Below are 25,281 nucleotides of genomic sequence, written 5' to 3'. Positions count from 1 at the left end.
AATATCAAGAAAAGAGACCGTGTCATGAACTAACTTACGTTTTACGACTATATTTTCTCACCAGGCATAATTTTTCTCACCACACGTAGCCATTGCTGCTAACAACTCCTCTGGTGTCAGCTTCTTCAAACCTCCATAGCTAGGATCCTGTACATGTGTATCGGGGTCTAAATAATAGATTGCTGCGATGTCCTTGCCATCTACTGTCAATTCATAGCCAACTCCAATCACATTATGTTCCCCACTTTTTCCAGGATAGATTTGAGCAACATTAAAGGTGTAATAGAGAGGGTACCCATCATCAATATCTTTGCGAACGCGTTCTTTAAAGAGGCGGATATCTTCCGAATCAGGACTACCATCTGTGACAGTAGCTAGTCGATAACCAGCCTGATTTCCACTTGGTTCTGGATAGCCAAATAGATTCTGATTCAAGACGCGAATGGCATCTCGATTATGAGTCCCATAGGGTTCAAAAGTCCCCATTTCCTTAGCCAATTGATGTTGAGAGACGCTAACCCCTCGACTAGCCAGGATCATTTGGACTGTCGCAGGAGCACAGAAATACCATTCTTCTTGAAGTTTTAAAGAAATAGGCAATAGTTTTCGGATTCCTTGATTCTCTTTGGACGATGTTTCTTGTGTGACCGATTGAGAAGGTTTCGTATTCTCTTTCAATGAAGCTTGTTCCTCGCTTGAAGATGGCAATGTTTCCTGACCACCGGCTTCCGTATTGCCTTCCTTAATTTTTAATCGCTCTGCTACCTCTGCTGGCATTGGTGGATTGGGTTCCGTACGCTCCTTTGTTTCTACACTGACTCTTGTTGATGAAGCAGATGTGACCTTACGAGAGCTGGAAGGACTTGTTTTACTTTCTTTTGGTGTCTCTGTGCAGCCAGATAAACCAAGCAAAGTCAGAAGTACAAGGAATAAATGAACTTTTTTCATGATTTTTCTCCTTTAAGAAAACGATCACGAGACTAAATAAAATTAGGATACAGGGATTAGCAAATACACTTTTCCACCTTTACTATACTACAAAATCCTTCGTAAAACAATAATTTCTATGTGAAACTAGTTTCAAAAAAGAGATTCGCTACTGCGAATCTCTTTTGACTTTATTCCACCACTGCCTCAGCAATTTCTTCTGCAGTGATACCTGCAAAGTAACGACCTAGATTAATGGTTTGAAGGGCTTTGAGGACGTCTTCACGTTCGTATTTAACGCCACGAAGAACATCTTCTACTGCTGCAACATCTTCGATACCAAAGAAGTCACCGTAAATCTTGATATCTTGAATTTTTGATTCAATGACATTAGCGAAGATTTCCACCTTACCGCTTGTGAATTTTGTGCCACGACGGACATTGAATTCAGGAGACTTCCCATAGTTCCAATCCCAGGTACCGAACTTGGTTTCCTTGATACGATTGATTTCAGCCAATTCTTCATCCGAGAAGACATATTCTGTCATCTCAGGGTATTCTTTCTTCATGTAGTCCAAAAGTAGGTCACGGAACTCTTCAACCGTGATTTTTTCTGGCAACTCATCGATGATATTGGTCACACGAGCACGGACTGATTTAACCCCTTTTGATTCAAACTTATCTTTAGACACTTTAAGTGCGTTAGCTAGGACTGACAAATCCACGTCAAAGAGAAGACAACCATGGTGCATGATCCGGCCATTGATATAGGCTTGGGCATTCCCACAGAATTTCTTACCGTCGATCTCTAAGTCGTTACGGCCTGTAAATTCAGCTTTAACACCAAGTTCAGCTAAAGTATTGATAACTGGAGTAGAGAAGCTCTTGAAGTCAAAGGCCTTGTTTTCATCTTCTTTAGAGATGATTGTATAGTTAAGGTTGTTCAAATCATGGTAAACAGCTCCACCACCACTGATTCGACGGACTACTTCAATTCCATTTTCGCGTACATAGTCACGATTGATCTCTTCAATGGTATTTTGGTGACGACCTACAATGATCGATGGTTTGTTAATCCAGAGAAGGAAGATTTGATCCTCATCCAATAGATGCTTAAAAGCATACTCTTCTAAAGCAATATTAAAAGCAGTATCATTTGAATAATTAATAATGTATTTCATAGTAATTCCAAAAAATTCGTTTTATAAATCCTACTCTTAGCAGGATGAGCATTAGACAGAAATAGTTGAATTTCACTTAATTTTTTGAAGTAGTAAAAAGAAATGTAACGATAACTCGTTACATTTCTCGGAAAAATTGAGACAAGTGGCTCAATTTTTAGGCATGGAACTCTAAGAGAGGTCGCTGCCGTCCGTAGTACGTTTAGAAAATTTAGTAGAAAGAATAATATTATTTCTTCTTAGGTGAATGAACAGCCAAGCCAAGTACATCCGCAAAAGCTTCGTACATCACTTCTGAGAAGGTTGGGTGCCCATGGATAGTCTTGAGCATTTCTTCTACAGTGATTTCCATCTCAATGATGGTTGAAGCTTCGTTGATTAATTCAGCTGCTGCTGGACCAATGATGTGAACCCCAAGAACTTCACCGTATTTCTTGTCTGCAATAACCTTAACAAAACCTTGAGCTGCATCTGATGCAATGGCACGACCGTTCGCCGCAAAGTTAAACTTACCGATTTGAACATCATATTTCTCACGAGCTTGTTCTTCTGTCAAACCAACAGCTGCAACTTCTGGAAGGGTGTAGATCGCTGCAGGAGTCAAGTTCAATTTTGCAACAGCATGATTTCCCTTAAGAGCATTTTCAGCCGCTACTTCACCCATACGGAAGGCAGCGTGAGCCAACATCTTGGTACCGTTGATATCGCCTGGCGCATAGATGCCTGGAACAGATGTTTCCATGTATTCATTGACCTTGATCCGTCCACGATCCAATTCAAACTCGACTTCACCGATACCTTCAAGGTCTGGAACACGTCCGATTGATAGAAGAGCTTTGTTAGCAATGATATCATCTTTGCCTTCAACCTTGATACGGAGTTTTCCGTCTTCTTCAATGATTTCTTGCAGTTTTGTATCGGTCAAGATGGTCATCCCCTTGCGTTCAAGAATCAAACGAAGGTTCTTAGATACTTCCGCATCCATGGCTGGCACGATGCGATCCATCATTTCGATGACCGTAACCTTAGAACCAAAAGTCATGAAGGCTTGACCAAGTTCGATCCCGACAACCCCACCACCGATGATCACAAGGCTTTCTGGAACTTCATTCATTTCAAGAATATCGTCACTGGTCATGACAAGGGATGATTCCATACCTGGAACGTTAATCTTGCTAACTTTTGAACCACCGGCAAGGATGATTTTCTTCGTTTCAAGCAATTCAGAACCATTAACCAAGACATTCTTATCTTTCGTAATGGTACCGATACCCTTGTGAACATCCACTCCGTAGCTGCGAAGAAGTCCTGCAACACCACCGACGAGGGTATTTACGACCTTGTTCTTGGTTTCAAGAACCTTATCCATATCTACTGAGAAACTTGGATTTTCAATGATAATACCACGGTTTGCTGCATGACCAATATTTTCAATAATTTCAGCATTGTGGAGGTAAGTCTTAGTTGGGATACATCCGCGGTTCAAGCACGTTCCACCAAGTTCAGATTTCTCAACAAGAGCAACCTTACCACCTAATTGAGCTGCCTTAATGGCAGATACGTAACCAGCAGGGCCCCCACCGATCACTACGATATCATAAGCATCATCACTCTTATTGTCATCGTTTGAAGCACTTGCTGCAGCTGGTGCTGGGCTCGCTTCTGGTGCTGCTGCTCCAGCTGTAGGGATATTTTCCCCTTCTTCACCAAGGTAACCGATTACTTCTGTTACAGGAACAGTTTCTCCGTCCCCTTTCAAGATAGCGATCAAGTAACCGTCTTCTTCTGCTTCCAATTCCATGCTGACTTTGTCTGTCATGATTTCAAGGAGCACTTCTCCTTCTTTTACAAATTCGCCGACTTTTTTATTCCACTGAACGATTTGTCCTTCGGTCATATCTACGCCGGCTTTTGGCATAATTACTTCTAAGGCCATTTTATTTCCCTCTTTTTCTTGTCTCTATTCTCTCTCGTTGATTAGACCAACATTGAAATCGGGTCTTCAATCAAGGCTTTCAAGTCTTTCATGAATTTGGCACCAGCCATTCCATCGACAACGCGGTGGTCAATGGTCAAGCCCAAGCTCATGATTGGACGAATAACGATTTCACCATTCACAACCACTGGTTTTTCAACCGTTGCACTAACTCCAAGGATGGCAGAGTTTGGTTGGTTGATAATCGGTCCAAATGATTGAACGCCAAACATTCCTAAGTTACTGATGGTAAAAGTTGAGTTTTGCAATTCACTTGGCGCAAGCTTACCATCCAAAGTACGTCCGATAACGTCCTTGAAGGCTACCACCAACTCTGACAAGGTCATTTTTTCTGCATTGTAGACAACTGGAGTCATGAGACCATTGTCCATCCCAACTGCCATCGCCAAGTTGACATAGTTGTGAGTGATGATAGTTTTGCCATCTTCCGTCAATGACGCATTGATGTATGGGTGTTTCATCAAGGTCTTAACCACTGCTAAAGAAAGCAAATCTGTTACAGTGACTTTCTTGCCTGTGGCTTCCATGATTGGATCCAATACTTTCTTACGAAGGGCCAACATTTGAGACATATCAACGTCATAGTTCAAAGTAAAGGTTGGTGCTGTCAAGTAAGATTCCACCATCCGTTGAGCGATCACCTTCCGCATTGGTGTCATCGGAATCCGCTCGATCTCACCATAAGGTGTCACATTATCTGGAGCTTCCTCCACCTTCTCGATTTCAGCAGGTGACTTAATGGTCTCATTCTCAATATTTTCAGGAAGGAAAGCAAGGACGTCCTTCTTCATGATCTTACCACGATGACCAGTTCCTTGAATCTCTTGCCAAGCAATATTGTGTTCTAAAGCAATTCGTTTTGCAAGTGGTGAAATGCGAACCACATTTGTGTCTTTATATGTTTCCACGTCTTCTTTGTGGACACGACCGTTTGCGCCTGAACCAGAAACATCATAGAGGTTGATCCCAAGATCATCCGCTAATTTTCTAGCCGCAGGAGTCGCTCTTAGCTTATCATCAGCCATGACCTCTCCTATTCTATTTATGATGCAAAGGGCGTTTAAAAGCGACCGAAAAATAGGAAATCAACGCAGACTTCGATGAAGTCAAGGAGATTTATCTTTTTTCCGAGCTTTTAGCCCGTGCTCTAATCTAAGATATCAAGGACACAGAGAACTTTGTACCTAAAAAGATACAAAGTTTCCTCGTCTAATTTAAATGACATTACATAATTTATGTTATGTATTATTCTTTGTTATATGTTTTACGAATGGCATCTTTGATGCTTTCAACTGTTGGAATCATTGCATTCTCAAGGTTTTGTGCGTAAGGCATTGGCACATCTTCCCCCGCACAACGGCGGATTGGTGCATCCAAGTAATCAAATGCTTCTGATTCAGAGATAATAGCTGAAATTTCACCAATATAGCCACTTGTCTTGTGGGCATCATTGACAAGAACTACTTTTCCTGTTTTCTTGACAGAATTAATGATGATCTCTTTATCGAGTGGGAGCAAGGTCCGTGGGTCTACTACTTCTACTGAGATGCCTTCTTCTGCCAATTCTTCAGCTGCTTGCATCACACGACGAAGCATTTTCCCGTAGGTTACAACAGTAACGTCAGTTCCTTCGCGTTTGATTTCTCCGACACCAAGTGGAATCGTGTAATCTGGATCAACTGGCACTTCCCCTTTTTGGTTGAATTCTGATTTGTACTCAAGAATGATAACGGGGTTGTTATCACGGATAGATGACTTGAGAAGTCCCTTCATATCCGCTGGCGTACCAGGAGCAACAACTTTCAAACCAGGAATATGAGTAAACCATGATTCCAACGATTGGGAGTGTTGGGCTGCAGATCCAACTCCATTCCCAGCAGCACAGCGAATGGTCATCGGCACTTGCCCTTTCCCACCAAACATATAACGAGTCTTAGCAGCTTGGTTGACAATAGCATCCATGGCAATCACAGAGAAATCCATGAAGGTCATATCAACGATTGGGCGAAGTCCAGTCATGGCTGCACCTGCTGCTGCACCTGAAATCGCAGCCTCAGAAATCGGACAGTCACGGACACGTTCTGGACCGAATTCCTCAAGCATTCCTACTGAAGTTCCGAAGTCTCCACCGAAAACTCCGACATCTTCCCCCATCAACAATACATTTTCGTCGCGACGCATTTCCTCAGACATAGCAAGGATAATGGTATCGCGGAAAGACATTAATTTAGTTTCCATAATTCTCTACTCCCCCTTAGTCTGCGTAAATATCTTCGAAAGCTGATTCAAGTGGAGGGAATGGGCTTTCTTCCGCAAATTTCACTGAAGCTTCCACTGCTTCTTTTACTTCTTCTTGGATCTGATCCAATTCTTCTGCGCTCGCAATCTCATTTTCAAGGAGATACTTGCGAAGGTTTTCGATTGGATCTTTCTTCTTCCACTCTTCTACTTCTTCACGAGTCCGGTATTTACCAGGGTCAGATGAAGAGTGACCAAGCCAACGATAGGTGACACTTTCAATCAAGACAGGTCCTTTACCAGAGCGAACATGGTCGACTGCCTTCTTAAACCCTTCATAGACATCAATAACGTTGTTCCCATCAGGAATAAACATACCAGGAATGCCATAAGCAGCACAACGCTCATGGATATGCTGGATATTGGTCATTTTCTTGATATCGGCAGAGATTCCGTAACCGTTATTGATACAGTAGAAAATTACTGGCAGATTCCAGATGGAAGCCATATTGACTGCTTCGTGGAAGACACCTTCGTTGGTTGCGCCGTCCCCAAAGAAGCAGACGACAATCTTACCAGTCTTTTTCATTTGTTGTGTAAGGGCAGCACCTACTGCAATTCCCATACCGCCACCAACAATCCCGTTGGCACCAAGGTTTCCGGCATCCAAGTCAGCGATATGCATAGAGCCACCTTTCCCTTTACAAGTACCCGTATATTTCCCCAGGATTTCAGCCATCATGCCATTCAAATCGATTCCTTTAGCAATGGCTTGTCCGTGACCACGGTGGTTAGATGTCAGCAAATCATCGTCGTTTAAAGCCAACATCGCTCCAACGTTAGCCGCTTCTTCCCCAACAGAAAAGTGCGTCATTCCTGGCACTTTCCCTTTTTTTACTAACTGTGCAATTTTTAAGTCCATGCGACGGATTTCTTCCATTTTACGGAACATTTCCAATAAGAGACTTTTATCTAATGTTGCCATCATTTCGCCTTTCTTAGCATTTATTCATTCTCTTTTATTCTAGCCAAAAATGAAAGCACTGTCAAAAATAATGCTCAAATGATTTCACAAACTATATACCTTGGAGGAAGGTTTTATAAGCATTTTCAACTTAAAATAAACTATTTCACAAACTTTTCTTTCATGAGATTGCATTAAAATATAAAAAACCGATAGGATCCTATCCTACCGGTCGTTATCTTATGATTGGCGTTGACCAAAGTCATGAATCATTTGTTCTAATACTTCACGACTAGGCGTTGTTAACATGTAAAGGTAATCACCTTGAAGCTCAGCAAAGGCTGCAGGCATATCTTTCTTGACACGGAATTGATCATGGTATTTAGCCAAAACTTCTTCTTCTGACAGAGCATAGGCTGCATTGGCACGACGAGAAGTTGCCAAGCAATAAAGGGGTTCAAACTCAGAAGCCGGGAAGGGTTCCCCTGCTACGATGGCAGCATAGCCACGGTACAAATCAATCGAGTGAGCGTAGTTGTAGACGTCGATGGTAAAGCCACCTGCAGGGCGATTATTGTACTCGATCGCAATATAGTCATCCCCATCGCGGAAGAACTCAATGTGGAAGAAACGTTCCTTCATACCAAAGGCTTTGACAATCGCTTCCCCGTATTGACGCAATTTTGGATCCATCTCTTTAAGAACATAATAAGAGTTGTCCATCTTGTAGAGCATCAAATCGAGTGGCGTATAAGCATAGTCAAATGTAGTTGAAAAAACAATGTTGCCGTCACGATCCACTAGACCATCAAAGGTACAAATCTCACTAGAAGTGACGAATTTCTCAAAGAAATACTCAGTATTGCCATCCCATTCTGCCTTGAAATGGTCCACATCTTCTGGCGTTTCGATCTTGAAGGTTGCTGCTGCTCCTACCCCATTGTCAGGCTTAGCAATCAATGGTAACCCAATCTTCTTCACAGCCTTATCAATGTCTTTTTCTGTTTTAACTACTGCACCAGGTACGACTGGGACTCCAGCCTTCTTGAAGAGTTTCTTCATTTCTGATTTGAACTTGGTTTTCTTCAAATCTTTCGGCTTAGCTCCGAAGACATTGAATTGCTCCCGAAGCGCCGCATCCAATTCCAACCAGTATTCATTATGAGACTCAATGCGATCGATTGGTCCATGCTTGTAAAAGAGAAAGGCTACTGCACGCTTCACTTCGTCCAGATTTTCCAAATTTTCAACTCGGAAATACTCTGTTAAACTGTTGCGCAAAGGTTCGTCTAACTGTTCATATGGCTCTTGACCAATTCCCAAGACAGTAATCCCTTTATTAGCTAGTTCGATGGTAAATTGTTGGAAGTTTTGTGGGTAATATGGTGAAATAACGATATAATTCATTGAGGTCTCCTCCCTTTTTACTTATAGATGCATTTGGCCTAGGAAATATGGCATTTGTTTGCGCCACCATTCCCAATCGTGGGCGACATCATGTCCCCATTCAGCGAACCATGCAGGAATATTTTTGTGATCAAAGGCTTCTTTCAGTTTGTAGAAAGATGGAAGTCCATCTTGTTCCCAAGCTCCTAAACCAGTACAAACAACGATTTCGGCCTGACGGTAACGATCGATAAACCAGCCATCATTTTGGTTCCAAATATAATCAGATGGCGAGTTTTGATAAATGGCTTCATCGCCTCCAAAATCACCAACAAAGAAACGAGCGTCATAGACACCACTCAAGGCAATCACTTTGTTAAAGACATCTGGATGTTGCAAGAAGAAATTAAGCGCGTGGTAAGCTCCCATAGAACAACCAGTTGTCATCATCGGATCAAACCAGCCTGTTTTGTGTTTGATAAAAGGAATGGCTTCTTCAATCACATAGCGTTCATAAGCACGGTGCATTTCGGCACGATCGTGAGGATTCTTCCAATTACAAAGCCAGCTATCGCTGTCCACACTAGAAAGGGTGAAGAATTGAACCCGTCCTTCTTCGATAAACTGAGCACAAGCATCAATCATACCAAAGTCATAGTATTCGTTATGGCTTCCACCTGATGAAGCAAAGACCACAACAGGAATTCCTGCGTGTCCATAACGGTTCAAATACATTTCACGGTTGAGTTGGCCACTCCAGTGGCTTAAATGTTCAATATTCATAAGTTTCCTCTTTCCTTTATTTCTTTAATTTACAGTCTATTAATCCCATTTTTCTGCCAAAAAACGAAGGCATTCTGGTAAATGTTCGGCCCATGCTTCTTCGTGGTGAATAGCCCCAGATTGAATCCGAATGGCAATATTTTCCAAAGCCACCCCTTGTTGAATGACATCGTGATAGTAACGAAGGGATGAATCGATATAGGCTTGCTTGATGTTTCCTGCCATCAAAGTTTTATCCGTATCATCCGCCTCTTCAGTCCCCACATAGATGTAGATCCGTTGATCTGCATATAATTTTTTGCGTTCGATATAATGATTAAAGGCATCTTGGTGTAGCCAGTTAGCAGATGAAAAGACACCTAAACAACCAATTTGATCTTGGTACTCTAAGCCCAAGAATTGGGTAATATTCCCACCCAAGGAAGATCCAATCATGGACGTATGTTCTCGATCAGCAAGAGTCCGGTATTCTTGGTCGATAAAAGGTTTCACCACCTCCATGACAAATTCGCCGTACTCAACTCCCTTGCCACCAAATTGCATGCCAGGAATATTGGATTCCTTGTACTTCCAGGCAGAGTATTCATTCATGCGTTGGAAACCATCATTATCGATCGCAACAACAATCATGCGACTAATATCTGGATTCCGCTTAATGGCTGGAATGACTTTCCAGGAATGACCCGCATAAGCTTCCTTGCTGTACAAAACGTTTTGCCCATCGTGGAAATAAACCACAGGGTAACGTCTATCTGTATCCGTTTCATAATTCTTAGGTAATAAGACTCGCACACGACGGAGTTTTCCGGTATAAGGCACTTTCAACTCGTGTGTCTTCATATCTAAATAAAAATAGGATTTGTTCATTGTCAGAAAACTCTCTATATTCTAAATTTTATTCATTATACCATTTTTAGAAGAAAAAGTCTGGATTTTCTCCAAACTTTTTCCTTTATTGGGTTATTTTTCCATAAACTGAGCCAAATCTTGTAAAGAACGTTCGGCAATTTTCTCATACCGTTCCTTTTTATCCCGAATGCGTGGTCCTTCTAGCTCCTTGATAATCCCGAAGTTGACATTCATGGGTTGGAAATGTTTGCTATCGGCATGGGTGATATAGTGAGCCAAACTTCCGATAGCTGTTGTTTCTGGGAAAATCGCTGCTTCTTCTCCTTTGAAAAGGCGAGCGGCATTGATTCCAGCTACCAAACCTGAGGCAGCTGACTCAACATAGCCTTCTACCCCTGTCATTTGACCCGCAAAGAAGAGGTTTGATTGTTTCTTCGAACGGTAGGTTTGTTCAAGCAGATTTGGAGAATCCATGTAGGAATTGCGGTGCATGACACCATATCTCACAAATTCCGCGTTTTCCAAACCTGGAATCATTTGGAAGACCCGTTTTTGTTCGCCCCATTTAAGGTGAGTTTGGAAGCCAACGATATTGTAAAGGCTGGCAGCCGCATTGTCTTGGCGCAATTGGACTACCGCATAAGGGGTCTTAAACTCCCCATCACGTGGCCCTTTGTAATCATCAGGATACTCGAGCCCAACTGGTTTCATAGGGCCATAGAGCATGGTTTTGATGCCTCGTTTGGCCATGACTTCAATGGGCATACAACCTTCAAAATACTTTTCTTTTTCAAAAGAGTTGAGCGGGGCTTCTTCCGCATTGACCAAGGCCTCGTGGAAGTCCATAAACTCTTGCTTGGTCATCGGGCAGTTGAGATAAGCTGCTTCTCCCTTGTCATAGCGTGACTTGAGATAGACCTTGTTCATATCGACAGTATTGACATCGATGATTGGAGCTGCTGCATCATAGAAATAGAAACCATCGCCACCATTAAGGGCATGGATCTTTTCTGCCAAGGCATCACTGGTTAGAGGGCCTGTTGCGACCACTGTGATGGCATCTGTCGGCAATTCCGTAATTTCATCACGAATGACTTCAATGAGTGGGTGTTGGGAAACCTTTTCCGTCACTCGATTAGCAAAACCTTCTCGGTCCACTGCCAGTGCTCCACCAGCTGGTACACGAGTCGCTTCTGCTGCTTCAAGGATGACAGAACCCAGACGACGCATTTCTTCTTTGAGGAGCCCGACAGCATTGGTGAGAGAATCCCCACGAAGAGAGTTGGAACAAACTAGCTCCGCAAAGTTGTCTGTTTTATGTTGCGGAGTGGATTTGACTCCCCGCATTTCATAAAGCTTGACCGGAATTCCCTGTTGGGCAATCTGGTAAGCTGCTTCCGAGCCAGCAAGGCCTGCACCGATCACATTGATATAAGATTGAGACATGACACTAATACCTCTTTGGGTATCAAAACACCCCACTGGACTGTTAGACACCCACAAATCTTTCTAATTTTCTACTTGGTCCATTATACCAAAAAGCCAAGTAAAAAGACAGGGAGGCTTTTCCTTCCTGTCCAACGAATGTCTATTATAACAGACATTTATAAAAATTGCTGTTATAACAGACATTTAATAACTTATTTCACTTTTTCTTCTTCGTAGTCACCATTGCTACATACGACTTGTTTGCCACCGCCACGGACTTTCTTCTCAACTAAGTAATGACCACATTTTGGACAATCCCGGCCGATTGGCTTGTCCCAAGAAGTGAATTCACAGTCTGGGTAGCGATTACAGCCATAGAAAATACGATTTCGTTTGGTTTTACGTTCGATGATTTGTCCCTGATGACAGTCAGGACACTCCACACCGATTTCTTTGACAATCGCTTGGGTATGGCGACAATCTGGGAAATTACTACAAGCATAGAACTTACCAAAACGTCCTAATTTAATCACCATCGGGCTGCCACAGACTTCACAATCAAAACCAGCCGGTTCATCTTTGATTTGGATTTTTTCCATCTCTTCTTCAGCTTTTGCGACTTCTTTGGAGAATGGTTTGTAGAAGGCATCAATGACTTTTTGCCACTCTTCTTTTCCGAGTTCGACATCATCGAGTTTCCCTTCCATCTCCGCTGTGAAGGTCACATTGACAATATCTGGGAAAAACTCAACAATCAGTTTATTAACGATCTCCCCTAATTCCGTTGGTTCAAAACGTTTAGCTACCAGCTTCACATAATAACGTTTTTGAATGGTCTCAATCGTCGGAGCATAGGTTGAAGGACGACCAACACCGTTCTCTTCCAAGGTCTTAATCAAGGTTGCTTCAGAATAACGGGCCGGTGGTTGGGTAAAGTGTTGCTCCGGCTTGCTATTGACTTGCTTGACGATATCACCTTCTACCATGTCCGGCAACATCTTGTTCTTATCTGAATCATTATAAATCGCCAAATAACCATCAAACTTCACCTGGCTCCCATTTGCCGTATACTGAACCCCATTTTGACCTAAACGGACATTCATGGTATCAAAGACAGCTGCTGTCATTTGACTAGCCACAAAGCGGTTCCAAATCAAGGTGTAGAGTTTCAATTGGTCTTTGTCCAAGTATTTAGCAATGCTTTCAGGAGTATTGAAGACGCTGGATGGACGAATCGCTTCGTGGGCATCTTGGGCACCAGAGGCGTTTTTCACACGGCTTCCATGCTTAGAATATTTCTCACCGAAGCGATCCACGATAAAGTTAGCTGCCTCATTTTGCGCAACCGGACTAATCCGTGTGGAGTCGGTACGCATATAGGTAATCAAACCTTGAACACCAGAACCAATATTGATTCCTTCGTACAATTGCTGGGCGACCATCATGGTCTTACGTGTACGGAAGTTGATCTTATTGGCAGCATCCATCTGCATAGAAGAGGTGGTGTATGGAAGTGGCGCATTGCGACGACGTTCTTTCTTTTCAACTTTTTCAACGGTAAAATCTTTGCCATCTAAGCGTTCAAGAACAGCTTTCACCTCTTCATTGGTGTTGAGCTTCATCTTCTTGCCATCAATCCCATAGAAGCTAGCTTGGAATTGTTTGGTCCCTTTTTTGAAGACACCATCAATGGTCCAGTATTCTTCCGGCTTGAAATCATTAATTTCGTTTTCACGATCAATGATTAATTTGAGGGCAACAGATTGCACGCGCCCTGCAGAAAGTCCTTTTTTGACCTTTTTCCAAAGAATAGGCGAAATTGAATACCCTACAATCCGGTCCAAGACCCGACGTGCTTGTTGGGCATCAACCAAATCCATATCGATTTGACGCGGTTCTTTAAAGGCATTTTTTACGGCATCCTTGGTGATTTCATTAAAAACCACGCGGTTCTTTTCTTTGGCATCCAAGTTCAAAATATGAGCCAAATGCCAAGAAATAGCTTCTCCTTCTCGGTCCGGGTCACTTGCGAGAAAGACTTGTTTGGCTTTTTTAGCTTCTTTTTTCAAATCATTGATCAAGGGACCTTTTCCGCGAATATTGATATACTCCGGTTCATAGTTATTGTCGAAATCAATCGACATGGTTGATTTTTTCAGGTCCCGAATATGGCCAACACTGGCCATGACTTTGTAGTTACGACCAAGGTATTTCTCGATTGTTTTCGCCTTCGCAGGAGACTCCACAATCACCAAATTTTTCTTGGTTGTACTGCTTTTCTTTTTTGTTACCACGTTTTATCCCTCTGTATTGTATAAATCTCATTGAGTTTAATACATTTTAAGAAAGATGTCAACTAGGAACTTCTCCTATAGGAAAATCACAATTCGTATTTCAATTCATCAAGAATGTCCTGGCCTGAGGTGACAAGCTTTGCGCCTTCTTGAATCAGGTGATGGCAGCCTGCAGATTTACCATCTAAAATATTTCCTGGAATAGCAAAAACGTCTCGTCCTTCTTCCATAGCACGCTCACAAGTAATCAAACTGCCTGAACGGAGTCGCGCCTCTGCCACAATCACAGCCTGACAGAGACCTGCAATGATGCGATTTCTCTCAGGAAAATGAAACTTAAGAGGAGCCTGTCCTGGACCATACTCGCTCAAGATCAGATGGTGTTCTCCCATATGGGTCTGTAATCTCTGATTGTTCTTAGGATAAAAGACATCCAGTCCCGTTCCAATCACCCCGATGGTCTTGCCACCATTGCGGATACTGGCATAATGAGCTGTCGCATCAATTCCCTTAGCAAGTCCACTAACAATGACCAATTCATTACCAAGTTCCTTAATAATCTTCTCTACAGAACGAACCCCTTCTCGCGTGGTCTCCCGAGCTCCAACAACTGCAATCTTCGGTCTGGTTAACAGTTGCAAATCTCCCTGGTAAAAAAGGAGTACAGGAGGATTGTAGATCTGTAGCAATTCCTCAGGGTATTCAGGATCAAAAATGGATAGAGATGGGAACCGTTCAAACTCCTCGTGTAAATGGTCTTCATCTAGTTGTCGGTATTTGTCTACAAAATGAAGGATACTGCGACAGCGAGCGATCCTTGCTATCTCTTCTAAGCTTGGTAAGACTTGCTCTTTCCTACAGTAGTCCAAGACTCTCAAGACTTGCTCATTTGATAAACCGGCTTCTTTTAATTTAAAGATTTCAAATTTCTCCATGGTCACCTTCTACTTCCTCTCACTTATTTATTCGAAAAAGAAAAGGAAAAAGCTCTATTTCTAGAACTTTTTTTAATGTGTCGAAGAATAAAAGTAAGATGCAGCACCAATCAAGTTACTTTCATTGTGGAAGCGAGCCGCTTGAATGGGCAAAGCTTCAAATTGTTTATGCCCTTTTTGAGAGAGTAGGTCATGGTATTGTCGACTGATCTCATCGATCAGTAGTGGTTGACTACTAATGCCCCCTCCAATCGTCACTTTTTCAAGCAAGAGCAAAGATTGAAGATTAAAAATCAGAATAGCAATATCATGGCAATACTCCTGAAACAAGGATGTTAGCTCCTCATGGCCTCCTTGATCAAGAGCTTTGAAAACAGCTATACCGTCTGTCTTTTCTTGGTTCAAGATGTGACTAGCCTTCTCAACAAATTGAACAGCTGAACCGGTGTTTTCCAAAAGATTGGAAATGCCTTGCAAAAAGAGTTCGCGATGAAAGCGGCGATTTTCTGGTGTTCTTTCTGCCTTATCAATAGACCGAATGTATTCTGTCAGTTGCCATCCTCTCAATAGGTCACCATTAGAAAGAAGAGCGAGACCTACTCCTGTCCCCAAGACCAAGGTCGCACCACATGGACAATCTTTTAGATTACCAAGCCTTGCTTCCGCTAGACCAGCGGCTTCTCCATCATTAAGAACAGTGACTGGCACTTGAAATGTTTGTTGCAATCTACTAGCTAGAGGAATTCCGCGTAAATATGGGATGAGACCACCTCGAAAGACAAAGCCAAGGCTCTTTTGGATCTCACCAGGGCATGAAATGGCGATTCCCTCGATTTCTTCCCGTACAGGAGCAACGATTTCTTCTAATCCTTGCCAAAACTCCTCAATCGTAGATGGTGTTGGGATCTTGTCTGTACGGATCAATTGATAGTCTGCGTCCATCAGACCGTACTTTATAAAGGTCCCTCCGATATCGATGGTAAATAGCATAGCCTAATCCTCACACATTGATTTGACGGGTTCAAATGAACGTCGATGGATCGGAGTTACTCCCAACTTTTGGAGCCCAGCCAGATGCTTAGCTGTTCCGTAGCCAGCGTTCTGCGCAAAATCATACCCCGGATATTCTCGATCAAACTCTTCCATCATTTGATCCCGAGTCACCTTAGCTACAATAGAGGCAGCAGCAATGGATAAGGAATTAGCATCTCCTTTGATGATACTAGTTTGGGGAATAGAAAGATCCAACTTCATGGCATCAATCAAAAGATGCTGGGGTTGAGGATCTAGCTGACCAATGGCCTCCATCATGGCTAGTTTCGTAGCTTCATAGATATTGACCTGATCAATCACTTGGTTGTCCTTGACGCCGATGCCGATCGCAATAGCTTCTTGGAGCACAGCCTCATAGATTTCCTTGTGTTTGGATTTCGGAATCTTTTTACTATCGTTGAGCCCTGGAATCTTAGAGCCTTTGGGTAAGATCACAGCAGCTGCAACAACTGGTCCCGCTAATGGGCCACGTCCCACTTCATCCACTCCTGCAATGAGCTCAATTCCACGTGCATAGCATTCCTTTTCATAGGCCAGCATTCCTTCCAAGCGCTCATCTTCATCTAAACATTTTTGGATTTCTCTTTTTCGCTTTGCGATTGCTTGGATAACACCAGATCGGCTATCCTGTTCCAATTCAGCCAATAAAGGATCGTCTAACTGCTGAATGTCTGCTAATTGTTCTTTAATTTCCTTAATGGTTGCCATCAATTTCCCCTACGCGATCCAGCGTATACCGTCCTAATTTCCCATCGCGCACATCTTTAACAAAGAGTTGGTAAAAACGGTCGTAATCCTCGCGAAATCCCAATTTCTGAGTCATCTCCATAATAATTTCAGGAGCTTCATGCTCCAGGTCCATTTGTTTAAAACGCTCTTGTAAAACTGCTGGATAGTGCTCTTTAAAATAGTTAAGGCCAAAGATGGTCACTTCATCCATTGGAAGCAACTGATCCTTGATAGCTCCTGTTAAGGCCAGCTTTAAGGCCACTTCTTCATCTTCAAATTTGGGCCAAAGAATCCCAGGAGTGTCCAAGATTTCGAGATCCTTATTGGTTTTTAACCATTGTTGCCCCTTGGTCACCCCTGGTTTATTGCCAACAACAGCAATCTTTTTCCCTGCTAAGCGGTTCATAAGAGTGGACTTTCCAGCATTTGGAATCCCAATAATCATGGTTCGAAGGGTTTCAATCTGAATCCCACGTTCCTTTTGACGAGCAATTTTATCGGCCATCAAGCTCTTAGCAGCATCTGTGACCTTCTTAACCGTCGACTGCTCTTTGGAGTTGATCGCCAAGGTTTTGATGCCTTGCGATTCAAAATAGTCCTGCCACTCTTTTGTTGCCACAGGATCTGCTAGGTCTACCTTGTTCAGAATCATCAATTTAGGCTTTTCGCCAACAATTTTTGTTAACATGGGATTTTGGCTCGATAGGGGCAATCGAGCATCTACCAGAACCGTCACAAAATCCACGAATTTTAAATTTTCTTGTACTTGTCTTCTAGCTTTGGACATATGTCCAGGAAACCATTGAATAGTTGCCATAATCTCACTTCCTTTCCAGTTCAATCCCCTCTATTATACCATGTTTTCTTGAATTCTCAGTGATTAATAAAAACACTAAAAAGAAGCTACCGAAGTAACTTCTATTAGTATTCTAGCGAATTTGCTCAAAATGCAAATGCACGGCGATATGATCACCATAGCCACTCCGTTCCAAATCACGTTGCAAGCGATAAGAAATGTAGTGTTCTGCAATGGTAATATAACCAGCACCAAGTAAACGGTGCTCAACCATTGATTGGATCATGCTGATGGTTGCGCGTTCTACTTGTGCTTCATCCAAATCCATAGCAACTTTCTTGGTCACTTGAGCTAGGTTTTGTCGCAAATCATCTGTCAAAACATAGACAACTTGCGCAGCTTTCAAAATAGCTTGGTAAATTTTATCTGGGTTGAATTCAACCACTTCTCCACTACGTTTAATGACTTCCATCGGAGTCTCCTTTATGTTTAAATTTTCATGAATACTCCATTTCCCTTAGAAAGAAATGAAGACCTACTACTTTATTATATAATTTTTTTGCCAAGAATCAAAGCTCTTTTCAGGACTTAGAGTAGATGATTGGATGAAAAAATCTAACGATCACTTTTTTCCATGACCACATCTTCTTTTTTATAGCTGTAGGTCAATCTCCAAAGATTGTCAGAGACATGATCCAAACGGAAGGTCTTCAAAATCTTCTTCAGAGGTAACTTCTCCATCTCTACTTTTCTAATGAGTTCCACTAATAGTTCACCACCAGCATTGACAGCAATCAGCTGATCTTCGTCACTATCATATTGGAGAAGGATAGTTTTAGTCGGTTTATAGAGAACATTATAGAGATTATAGGCTCTATCAATTTCAAAATGTTTATCCTTATCAGCTTCTCTTGAGTAGCGGTGTATTGTAAGGGGACCAATTTGAAAAGCCCCTGCTAAACTAAAAATGAATCCTAAAGCTGCTATCGATTCCCAAAGAAGGTTGAGGAGCTTGGAATCGAAGTCAAATATGAAATGAAGGAGCAACAAAATAATTCCTGTACCAAATCCAATTAAAAGTAAGAGTGCACCGATGCATCCAGCTTTTTCGCCTGTTTTAATGGTCGGTTTATCATAGATTATCACACCATCTAACTTATCAAGGCTATGACGTTCTTTAAATTTTTCTAGTTCTGATTTTTCTGAATCCGTTTTTTCTAACTCTGACATACATTCCTCATGACAATTTTATTAATAATCCGGACGAAGAACTCCCGTAATGATCTCTTTGGTTGCATGGTAATCCCCATCTACTACAACCTTGATGATGCGCTTCGCTTCTTCTGCTGGTGCTGGCACCAATGGCAAACGAGTTGGTCCTGCTTCAAAGCCCATATAGTTTAAGACAGCTTTGACAGGAGCTGGACTCGGATATGAGAAGAGAGCATTGACTTTAGGGATAAACTGACGTTGGATAGCCGCAGCCTTTTTAATATCGTTGTGTTCAATAGCTTGGAACATCTCATGCATTTCATCTCCATTTGTATGAGAAGCCACTGAGATCACTCCATCTGCACCAAGATTCATCGCATGGAAAGCATCTCCATCTTCCCCTGTATAGACGAGAAATTCTTCTGGCTTGTGTTCAATCAAATAGGCCATATTAGCAAGGGTTGTACACTCTTTGACCCCAATAATATTTGGGTGTTCCGCCAAACGAAGCATGGTTTCAGGCGTCATTTCCACAACCACGCGTCCAGGAATATTGTAGATAATGATCGGAAGATTGGATGCATCCGCAATCGCTTTAAAGTGTTGATACATGCCTTCTTGAGATGGTTTGTTGTAGTAAGGGACGATAGCCAATCCTGCCGCAAAGCCACCAAAAGCATCCACTTCTTTCACGAACTCAATTGAGTCGCGGGTTTCATTGGTTCCGACACCAGCGATCAAAGGAACTCGGCCATTGACAATCTTTTGAACGGCCGCAAAGAGTTGCAATTCCTCATCGTGGGTCAGAGTTGGACTTTCTGCAGTCGTTCCAGCTAAGAGAATCCCGTCTGTATGATGTGCCAAGAGGTGCTCAATCAAGTCAGGAAGAGCGTCAAAATTAATGCTCCCATCTTCATGAAAGGGGGTGATAAATGCAGTGATGATTTTACAATCTTTTAAATCTTGATAAGACATAGGAAAACCTTTCTCTATATATAAGAAAGAGGCTGGGGCATACTTGCCTTTGCCTCCTGTTCTGTTTGTAAAATAAGTAAATTCGCTAGATAGCGAAGGAGAAATCAAACTCTTCGAGTTACTGATTTCTGTTTTACTCCCTATTTCAATTCGAATTTCAATTCAGCTGTCGGGCGTACGAGTCCACGTTCATGAAGTGTTTCAGCAATTTGAACTGAGTTCCATGCTGCACCTTTAAGAAGGTTATCTGAAACCACCCACATGTGGATTCCTTTTTCAGCATCTAAATCTTTACGGATACGACCAACAAAGGTATCGCGTGAACCTACAGCATTGACAGCTTGTGGATAGATTTGGTGAGCGACATCATCCTCCAAGACTGCACCAGGAAAGGCCGCAATCGCCGCTTTCACTTCGTCAATTGGTGCTACTTCTTTTGTTTCAATATAAACTGACTCTGAGTGAGCTGACAAGACAGGAATACGCACGCAGGTTGCTGAAACAGCGATACTTTCGTCTTCCATGATTTTCTTGGTTTCGTTTGTCATCTTCATTTCTTCATAAGTGTAGTCATTATCAGTGAAGACGTCAATTTGAGGAAGGGCGTTGAAGGCGATTGGGTAGTGTTTTTTATCACCACCACATGGCAAGATTTCTGCTTTGACATCGCGTGGGTTGATCCCATCGTTCAAGACTTCCTTCAACTCACGTTGGGTTTCAAGAATAGCTCCCATACCAGCCCCTGAAACAGCTTGGTAAGTAGACACGATGATCCGGTCCAAGCCCCATTTTTGACGGACTGGTTCAAGCGCTACCATCATTTGAATGGTTGAACAGTTTGGACAAGAGATAATTCCGTTATGAGCATCAAGCGCATGTGCATTCACTTCAGGAACAACCAGTGGAACATCCGGATTTTGACGGAAATAAGAAGTGTTATCAACCACTACTGCGCCTGCTTTTACCGCATAAGGTGCATATTTGGCAGATGTTGAACCACCAGCTGAGAAAAGAGCAATATCAACGCCTTCAAAAGCATCTTCAGTCGTTTCCTCAATGGTCACGTCTTGCCCTTTAAATTGCAAGACTTTTCCTGCAGAACGTGCAGACGCAAGGTAGCGAATCTTATCGATTGGAAGAGTAGATTCTTCCAACATTTTGATCATTTGAGCACCAACGGCACCTGTAGCACCGACAACAGCAACTGTGTATCCCATAGTAAATCCTCTTTCAAAATTTTCTAAAAATTGAGTATTTGTACTATTATACAATTTTTTGGCATAAATGAAAAGTACCAACAGTAGTAAAAAATCCTGATTCTAAGACCAGGATTTTTAATGGTTATTTATCATAAAAGCTCTTTAATTCAGGTCATAGTTCAAATCACTTAAATCTTTCTTACCTTGTGTTTCTTCAGCAAGAAATGGAACTTGATGGATCCCCTTTACACCTGCTACGATAGACGCTGGAAAGGAAACAATTTCTTGATTGATGTGGCTGACATTACTGTTAACAATTCGCTTCGCTGCAGCAAGATCTTCATTTTCGTCAGCAATTTCCTTTTGTAGGGCCAAGAATTGGTTAGAAGACAAGAGCTCTGGATAGTTTTCACCGACTGCACGAATTTGTGCCAAGACATCATTTTGATTGGTAATGACTTGATTGGATTCTTGAATAGTCGCTCCTTGGCGTAAAGAAACTAAATCAGTGAAAATCTGTTGCTCGTGCTTTGCATAGGCTTTGGCTACTTTTAGCATTTCCGAAATGGTATCATAGCGTTTTACGAGAACGATATCGACCGTTCTCTTTGATTCTTCAATGGTCACTAGATAGCGATTGAGACGATTTCCTACACTAATAAACCAAATAGCCAATAGGGCAACAAATATGATTAAGCCGATAATGAGATTCATGATGCTTCTCCTTCAAAAATTGCTGTTATTTCTTTAATTAAAGCTAGTTCTCTACATAATTTATGATATTCAGACACCAAAGATAGTTGATCAATATCTTCTGGTTTTTGGGGTGTCGGAAAGATATAGCGATCGGTATACAAAGAAATAAATAGTTTCTTGTCTTTCAAAAATACACACATGGCATTTTGAGAAATTTGTCGATCAAACCATTCCAACATCTTAGGGGTGAGAAATTTACGGGCAGACAGTTCATCCGTGCAGTAGATATTGTAATTTTCGTTATTGCGAATATCCTCGGTTTCAATCTGAACTTCATCTCCTCTGGCTCCAGGATAAACCCCATTCACCTCCCTCTTAAAAAGAAATGATTTCTTGGTCGGAACCACCCGAAGATGACCCGAGAAATTGATCGGTAGACATAAAGAGAACACTTGTCCAAGGAAATCTGTAACTTCCACATGTTCCGTCCTCGTATGACCATTAGATGTCCGGTAACGAGTCTCTGTATGATGGGCATAGAGATTTGACACCGTCAGCTCTTTGTCATCATGAAATGATAGCTCTTTGAAACACAGAAAATCAGTCGACCGAGGACATAAATGCGAGAGAGCTTCAGAAGGGATGGAACCGTCCTCTTTGATCGAAGCCTTAGGAAAAACTTCCTTTAATACAGGCGACAAGATATCATCAAGATAGATTTCATCGTTCGAACGAATTCGATCCCCAAACAAGGCTTTTCTTTTTTTATATTGTGGCCAATAATACAAACCAACAACTAAAAGGATCAAAGGAATAGCTGCAAAACGCAATAAAATGAGAGACAGTATGGCGCAAATAATACCAAAAGATCGCAAAACATTCCACTGAAGATTGTTCTTCATCTGTTCTCGGATCAATCCGATTGCATCCTGAAATTGTTTGGAGTTTTCAAGATCCTCAATTTTCTGCGAATAGTCTGTAGATGCTGAATCATTAGAATGATAGAAATCTCCCAATCAACTCCACTCCTTTCTGACACAAGGCACTTTACTATATTATAACACCAGCATAACTTTGTAGCAACTGTATTATAATAGTTTTCAGTTCTTTGAAGACACAAAAAAATCCTGATCCGAAGACCAGGATTTGAGGCACCTTTCGGTGAGAACAGCCGGTTCACACAACTGTTCAAGGTCCGCTCCTGCGTTACAATTGAATGTAGACCTCCTCAGCGCAAAAGGCTCCTAAGAGCCAATCGACTCATCGCATGAAACTAGTTTACCATGAACATCCACAAACTGTCAAGAAGGTAGGTACTTGCTTCCTTCCCGAATGCTTAAAGGTGACAATTGATCTCGATAGCGGTCGATAAAGGCCCCTACCCAATCCGGATTAACCTTGGAATAACTGCGTAAACTCCAGCCGATTGCCTTATTTATAAAGAACTCGCTTTGACCTAGATTATTGAGGATCACTTTTTCTAACAAATCCGTATCAGTTTTTTCTTTCCTCATAAGCTGGTGATCAATGGCAATCCGCCTCAACCAAAAGTCCTGATCCTTACTCCAATCCAGCATAACCTGCTTGGTTTCTGGATAGTGAAAAGTAATCTCTCCGATGATAAGGTCCAATTGATCTATACTGTCCCACCATGATTTGGTTTGAGCCAATTCCTTTAGCTTTGGAAAATCTTCAGGTATAAGCTCCTTCTTCTTTTTATCCAGATAATCCATAGCAATATATTGGAACTCACGGTAGGGTTGCTGCCAACACTCTTCCACAAAAGCCCAATCAATTGGATTCTTTATGAAAAGCTTAAAAAAATCTCTTTCAATCTTTTTGAGAATTGGTTTTTGAACGCCAAGAAAGCTGAATTTATTTTTCATATAAGCTTCCATTGCTGGGACTTTCGCTGGATCAACTTGGTCTTCTAACAATTTCAAAAGAATTTTTGTATCCATATGATGCCTCCTTTTTTACATCAAAGGTCCAATCAAAGAAAAGAGATAGCCACCCAGACGATGAGTTATAGGCATTTTAGACAAGCTATCCAGAGTAACTTCCTCTGAGAGAGCCTGGGTTTTCTCAAAATCTTCTTCAATCTTAAGCACTTCCAGATTTTTGTAGAGATAAACCCCATCTTCAAAATTTTGATAGAGACTTCGGTAGTCTGTATTAATGGTTCCTACCACCGCTTGTTGGCTATCAGAAACATAAACCTTAGCATGGACAAAGCCTGGGGTATAACGGAAAATACGGACGCCAGCATCCAAGAGGGCTTTAAAATAGGTCGTCGCAATATCAAAGGCATACTGTTTATCTGGAATCCCTGGCATAATGATACGAACATCCACACCTCGTCTGGCCGCAAATGTCATGGCTCGAACCAATTCATCATCCAAGATCAGATACGGCGTCATGATATAGACATAATTAGTAGATGTATTCAGAAGATGTAAATAAACATTTTCTGCAACCTTGTGGTAGGTCAACGGTGAATTGCCATAAGGAAGAACCAAGCCCTGGCTCTTTCTTTGTTGAGGTTTTTCTTGTAGATAGCGCTCCATATCCGCTTTGTCTTCTATTCCGGTCACTGTCCACATGGTCAAAAAGAGAGCTTTTAGCGTTTGAACTGCTGAACCATCTAATCGAAGGGCCGTATCCTTCCAATGACCAAAGCGTTCTAGTTTATTGACATACTCATCAGCGATATTAACGCCACCAGTGTAAGCAACTTGACCATCAATCACTGTAATCTTTCGATGGTCTCGGTAATTGTAATAGGTTGATAGAATAGGCTTGACTGGTGAGAAGGCCTGAGCTTTAATGCCAACCTTGTGCAATCGCTCGATATAATCGTAGGACAAGGTAGTCATCTCATTCATCCCATCAAACATGACACGAACATCCAGACCTGCCTTGGCCTTCTCCTCCAAAATGGCTAAAATCTCGCCCCACATGATCCCTTCGTCAATAATGAAATATTCCATGAAGATATAACGTTCCGCCTTTTTCAAATCCTCCAACAAGGCTGGAAGCATGTCATCTCCAAGTGGAAAATAGGTAACCTCTGTGTTGCTGTAGATAGGAAACTGGGCAGGACTATGCTCCAAAAAATAAGCTAATTTCTGTAATTGGCGATCACTTTGGGATAAATAATCAGCAACTTCTGGATCGGTGCTTAAATGGTCGGATGCCTGCACTGTAGCATCCTCAAGCCGTTTCTTCAAGCGTCTTACACCCAAATCAGCTAACGAAAAATAGAGCAGAGCCGTCCCAAAAATTGGAAAGAGGGCAATGATAATTATCCAGGACAGTTTGGAACGAGAATCCATGGAACGATTGAGCAAGTAAAAGAAGGTAAAGACACTCAACAAGTGTTCCCATAAGATAATGGATTGGAAATGCTCTTGTAGGCTGAGATATGAAAAGACAAGAAAGGCCAATTCCAGTAAGAAGAACAGGAAAATGGGAACCTTTCGGTTAAGTAGAATTTTGGCCCATCTGGAGGGTTTTTGAGGTAACAGCCTAGCACTTTGTTCTTGAGGCATATAGGCTCCTTTTATGTAGGAGAGACCATTACAACTTTCCGGTCTCTTTCAGTAATTTTATTAGTATCGTTTTAGCCTATGAAAAAGGC

The 25,281-nt window shown here is 41.9% G+C and carries 23 protein-coding genes; all 23 read right to left on the bottom strand.

Features of this window, described 5'->3' with window-relative positions; genetic code table 11:
- Positions 1-57: 57 nt before the first annotated feature.
- Positions 58-948: a C39 family peptidase gene (locus tag HMPREF3002_RS06940; protein WP_070665780.1), complete on the bottom strand. Its 891-nt coding sequence runs from the start codon at positions 946-948 to the stop codon at positions 58-60.
- Positions 949-1,118: 170 nt separating this feature from the next.
- On the bottom strand, positions 1,119-2,108 hold the full coding sequence (locus tag HMPREF3002_RS06935; protein ID WP_070665778.1) for a lipoate--protein ligase: 990 nt from the start codon (positions 2,106-2,108) through the stop codon (positions 1,119-1,121).
- Positions 2,109-2,337: 229 nt separating this feature from the next.
- The gene (gene lpdA, locus HMPREF3002_RS06930) at positions 2,338-4,044 is read right to left on the bottom strand and encodes a dihydrolipoyl dehydrogenase (protein ID WP_070465924.1); all 1,707 of its coding nucleotides are present in this window, start codon (positions 4,042-4,044) and stop codon (positions 2,338-2,340) included.
- 41 nt (positions 4,045-4,085) lie between these two features.
- Entirely contained in the window at positions 4,086-5,129 is a 1,044-nt protein-coding gene (locus HMPREF3002_RS06925; protein ID WP_070665775.1) for a dihydrolipoamide acetyltransferase, read from the bottom strand.
- 220 nt (positions 5,130-5,349) lie between these two features.
- Entirely contained in the window at positions 5,350-6,342 is a 993-nt protein-coding gene (locus tag HMPREF3002_RS06920) for an alpha-ketoacid dehydrogenase subunit beta (protein WP_070665772.1), read from the bottom strand.
- Positions 6,343-6,358: 16 nt separating this feature from the next.
- Complete coding sequence (locus HMPREF3002_RS06915) at positions 6,359-7,327, bottom strand: thiamine pyrophosphate-dependent dehydrogenase E1 component subunit alpha (protein WP_070666546.1); 969 nt, start codon at positions 7,325-7,327, stop codon at positions 6,359-6,361.
- Between the two features lie 219 nt (positions 7,328-7,546).
- Positions 7,547-8,713 carry an ATP-grasp domain-containing protein gene (locus tag HMPREF3002_RS06910; RefSeq protein ID WP_070665769.1) on the bottom strand — a complete coding sequence of 389 codons (1,167 nt, stop codon included), beginning with the start codon at positions 8,711-8,713 and terminating at the stop codon, positions 7,547-7,549.
- A 21-nt stretch (positions 8,714-8,734) separates the two neighbouring features.
- Complete coding sequence (locus HMPREF3002_RS06905) at positions 8,735-9,475, bottom strand: esterase family protein (protein WP_070659233.1); 741 nt, start codon at positions 9,473-9,475, stop codon at positions 8,735-8,737.
- 39 nt (positions 9,476-9,514) lie between these two features.
- A complete protein-coding gene (locus HMPREF3002_RS06900) occupies positions 9,515-10,342 on the bottom strand; it encodes an alpha/beta hydrolase (RefSeq protein WP_070665766.1) in 828 nt (275 codons plus the stop codon).
- A 93-nt stretch (positions 10,343-10,435) separates the two neighbouring features.
- Positions 10,436-11,770 (bottom strand): methylenetetrahydrofolate--tRNA-(uracil(54)-C(5))-methyltransferase (FADH(2)-oxidizing) TrmFO, encoded by a 1,335-nt coding sequence (gene trmFO / locus HMPREF3002_RS06895; RefSeq protein WP_070665763.1) that lies wholly within the window; start codon positions 11,768-11,770, stop codon positions 10,436-10,438.
- A gap of 194 nt (positions 11,771-11,964) precedes the next feature.
- Positions 11,965-14,046 carry a type I DNA topoisomerase gene (gene topA, locus HMPREF3002_RS06890; protein ID WP_049522998.1) on the bottom strand — a complete coding sequence of 694 codons (2,082 nt, stop codon included), beginning with the start codon at positions 14,044-14,046 and terminating at the stop codon, positions 11,965-11,967.
- Between the two features lie 86 nt (positions 14,047-14,132).
- Positions 14,133-14,981 (bottom strand): DNA-processing protein DprA, encoded by an 849-nt coding sequence (gene dprA, locus HMPREF3002_RS06885; protein WP_070665760.1) that lies wholly within the window; start codon positions 14,979-14,981, stop codon positions 14,133-14,135.
- A gap of 72 nt (positions 14,982-15,053) precedes the next feature.
- Positions 15,054-15,971 (bottom strand): ROK family protein, encoded by a 918-nt coding sequence (locus HMPREF3002_RS06880; protein ID WP_070665757.1) that lies wholly within the window; start codon positions 15,969-15,971, stop codon positions 15,054-15,056.
- A 3-nt stretch (positions 15,972-15,974) separates the two neighbouring features.
- A complete protein-coding gene (locus tag HMPREF3002_RS06875) occupies positions 15,975-16,742 on the bottom strand; it encodes a ribonuclease HII (protein WP_070665753.1) in 768 nt (255 codons plus the stop codon).
- On the bottom strand, positions 16,729-17,580 hold the full coding sequence (gene ylqF, locus HMPREF3002_RS06870; protein WP_070665750.1) for a ribosome biogenesis GTPase YlqF: 852 nt from the start codon (positions 17,578-17,580) through the stop codon (positions 16,729-16,731). The genes HMPREF3002_RS06875 and ylqF overlap by 14 nt, the downstream gene beginning before the upstream one ends.
- A gap of 112 nt (positions 17,581-17,692) precedes the next feature.
- Positions 17,693-18,031: an ATP cone domain-containing protein gene (locus HMPREF3002_RS06865; protein ID WP_049514815.1), complete on the bottom strand. Its 339-nt coding sequence runs from the start codon at positions 18,029-18,031 to the stop codon at positions 17,693-17,695.
- 143 nt (positions 18,032-18,174) lie between these two features.
- Positions 18,175-18,789 carry a hypothetical protein gene (locus tag HMPREF3002_RS06860; RefSeq protein WP_070665747.1) on the bottom strand — a complete coding sequence of 205 codons (615 nt, stop codon included), beginning with the start codon at positions 18,787-18,789 and terminating at the stop codon, positions 18,175-18,177.
- Between the two features lie 21 nt (positions 18,790-18,810).
- Positions 18,811-19,746: a 4-hydroxy-tetrahydrodipicolinate synthase gene (gene dapA / locus HMPREF3002_RS06855; protein ID WP_021153238.1), complete on the bottom strand. Its 936-nt coding sequence runs from the start codon at positions 19,744-19,746 to the stop codon at positions 18,811-18,813.
- A gap of 140 nt (positions 19,747-19,886) precedes the next feature.
- Positions 19,887-20,963, bottom strand: coding sequence for an aspartate-semialdehyde dehydrogenase (locus HMPREF3002_RS06850; RefSeq protein ID WP_070665744.1), 1,077 nt, complete (start codon positions 20,961-20,963; stop codon positions 19,887-19,889).
- 144 nt (positions 20,964-21,107) lie between these two features.
- Positions 21,108-21,659 (bottom strand): LemA family protein, encoded by a 552-nt coding sequence (locus HMPREF3002_RS06845; RefSeq protein ID WP_045759475.1) that lies wholly within the window; start codon positions 21,657-21,659, stop codon positions 21,108-21,110.
- On the bottom strand, positions 21,656-22,657 hold the full coding sequence (locus tag HMPREF3002_RS06840) for a DUF3137 domain-containing protein (protein WP_049523003.1): 1,002 nt from the start codon (positions 22,655-22,657) through the stop codon (positions 21,656-21,658). Before HMPREF3002_RS06840 ends, HMPREF3002_RS06845 begins: the two co-directional genes overlap by 4 nt.
- A 285-nt stretch (positions 22,658-22,942) precedes the next feature.
- On the bottom strand, positions 22,943-23,602 hold the full coding sequence (locus HMPREF3002_RS06835) for a DNA alkylation repair protein (RefSeq protein WP_070665741.1): 660 nt from the start codon (positions 23,600-23,602) through the stop codon (positions 22,943-22,945).
- 15 nt (positions 23,603-23,617) lie between these two features.
- Positions 23,618-25,192 (bottom strand): cardiolipin synthase, encoded by a 1,575-nt coding sequence (gene cls / locus HMPREF3002_RS06830; RefSeq protein ID WP_070665739.1) that lies wholly within the window; start codon positions 25,190-25,192, stop codon positions 23,618-23,620.
- Positions 25,193-25,281 lie beyond the last annotated feature (89 nt).

Origin of the sequence: Streptococcus sp. HMSC065E03 (assembly GCF_001815045.1) — a bacterium.
GTDB classification, from domain to species: Bacteria; Bacillota; Bacilli; order Lactobacillales; family Streptococcaceae; genus Streptococcus; species Streptococcus parasanguinis_AD.
The sequence above is the reverse complement of the archived record's forward strand: the minus strand, read 5'-3'. Positions and strand labels throughout refer to the sequence as shown.

Excerpts from the sequence above, each read along its gene's own strand:
- HMPREF3002_RS06910 (WP_070665769.1), bottom strand. The coding sequence starts at position 8,713 with ATGAATTATATCGTTATTTCACCATATTACCCACAAAACTTCCAACAA.
- lpdA (WP_070465924.1), bottom strand. The coding sequence starts at position 4,044 with ATGGCCTTAGAAGTAATTATGCCAAAAGCCGGCGTAGATATGACCGAA.
- HMPREF3002_RS06940 (WP_070665780.1), bottom strand. The coding sequence starts at position 948 with ATGAAAAAAGTTCATTTATTCCTTGTACTTCTGACTTTGCTTGGTTTA.
- HMPREF3002_RS06865 (WP_049514815.1), bottom strand. The coding sequence starts at position 18,031 with ATGGAAGTCATTAAACGTAGTGGAGAAGTGGTTGAATTCAACCCAGAT.
- HMPREF3002_RS06915 (WP_070666546.1), bottom strand. The coding sequence starts at position 7,327 with ATGGCAACATTAGATAAAAGTCTCTTATTGGAAATGTTCCGTAAAATG.
- HMPREF3002_RS06835 (WP_070665741.1), bottom strand. The coding sequence starts at position 23,602 with ATGGATACAAAAATTCTTTTGAAATTGTTAGAAGACCAAGTTGATCCA.
- ylqF (WP_070665750.1), bottom strand. The coding sequence starts at position 17,580 with ATGGCAACTATTCAATGGTTTCCTGGACATATGTCCAAAGCTAGAAGA.
- dprA (WP_070665760.1), bottom strand. The coding sequence starts at position 14,981 with ATGGAGAAATTTGAAATCTTTAAATTAAAAGAAGCCGGTTTATCAAAT.
- HMPREF3002_RS06905 (WP_070659233.1), bottom strand. The coding sequence starts at position 9,475 with ATGAATATTGAACATTTAAGCCACTGGAGTGGCCAACTCAACCGTGAA.
- dapA (WP_021153238.1), bottom strand. The coding sequence starts at position 19,746 with ATGTCTTATCAAGATTTAAAAGATTGTAAAATCATCACTGCATTTATC.
- trmFO (WP_070665763.1), bottom strand. The coding sequence starts at position 11,770 with ATGTCTCAATCTTATATCAATGTGATCGGTGCAGGCCTTGCTGGCTCG.
- HMPREF3002_RS06935 (WP_070665778.1), bottom strand. The coding sequence starts at position 2,108 with ATGAAATACATTATTAATTATTCAAATGATACTGCTTTTAATATTGCT.
- HMPREF3002_RS06850 (WP_070665744.1), bottom strand. The coding sequence starts at position 20,963 with ATGGGATACACAGTTGCTGTTGTCGGTGCTACAGGTGCCGTTGGTGCT.
- HMPREF3002_RS06875 (WP_070665753.1), bottom strand. The coding sequence starts at position 16,742 with ATGGCAACCATTAAGGAAATTAAAGAACAATTAGCAGACATTCAGCAG.
- HMPREF3002_RS06925 (WP_070665775.1), bottom strand. The coding sequence starts at position 5,129 with ATGGCTGATGATAAGCTAAGAGCGACTCCTGCGGCTAGAAAATTAGCG.
- HMPREF3002_RS06920 (WP_070665772.1), bottom strand. The coding sequence starts at position 6,342 with ATGGAAACTAAATTAATGTCTTTCCGCGATACCATTATCCTTGCTATG.
- cls (WP_070665739.1), bottom strand. The coding sequence starts at position 25,192 with ATGCCTCAAGAACAAAGTGCTAGGCTGTTACCTCAAAAACCCTCCAGA.
- HMPREF3002_RS06900 (WP_070665766.1), bottom strand. The coding sequence starts at position 10,342 with ATGAACAAATCCTATTTTTATTTAGATATGAAGACACACGAGTTGAAA.
- HMPREF3002_RS06860 (WP_070665747.1), bottom strand. The coding sequence starts at position 18,789 with ATGTCAGAGTTAGAAAAAACGGATTCAGAAAAATCAGAACTAGAAAAA.
- HMPREF3002_RS06880 (WP_070665757.1), bottom strand. The coding sequence starts at position 15,971 with ATGCTATTTACCATCGATATCGGAGGGACCTTTATAAAGTACGGTCTG.
- HMPREF3002_RS06845 (WP_045759475.1), bottom strand. The coding sequence starts at position 21,659 with ATGAATCTCATTATCGGCTTAATCATATTTGTTGCCCTATTGGCTATT.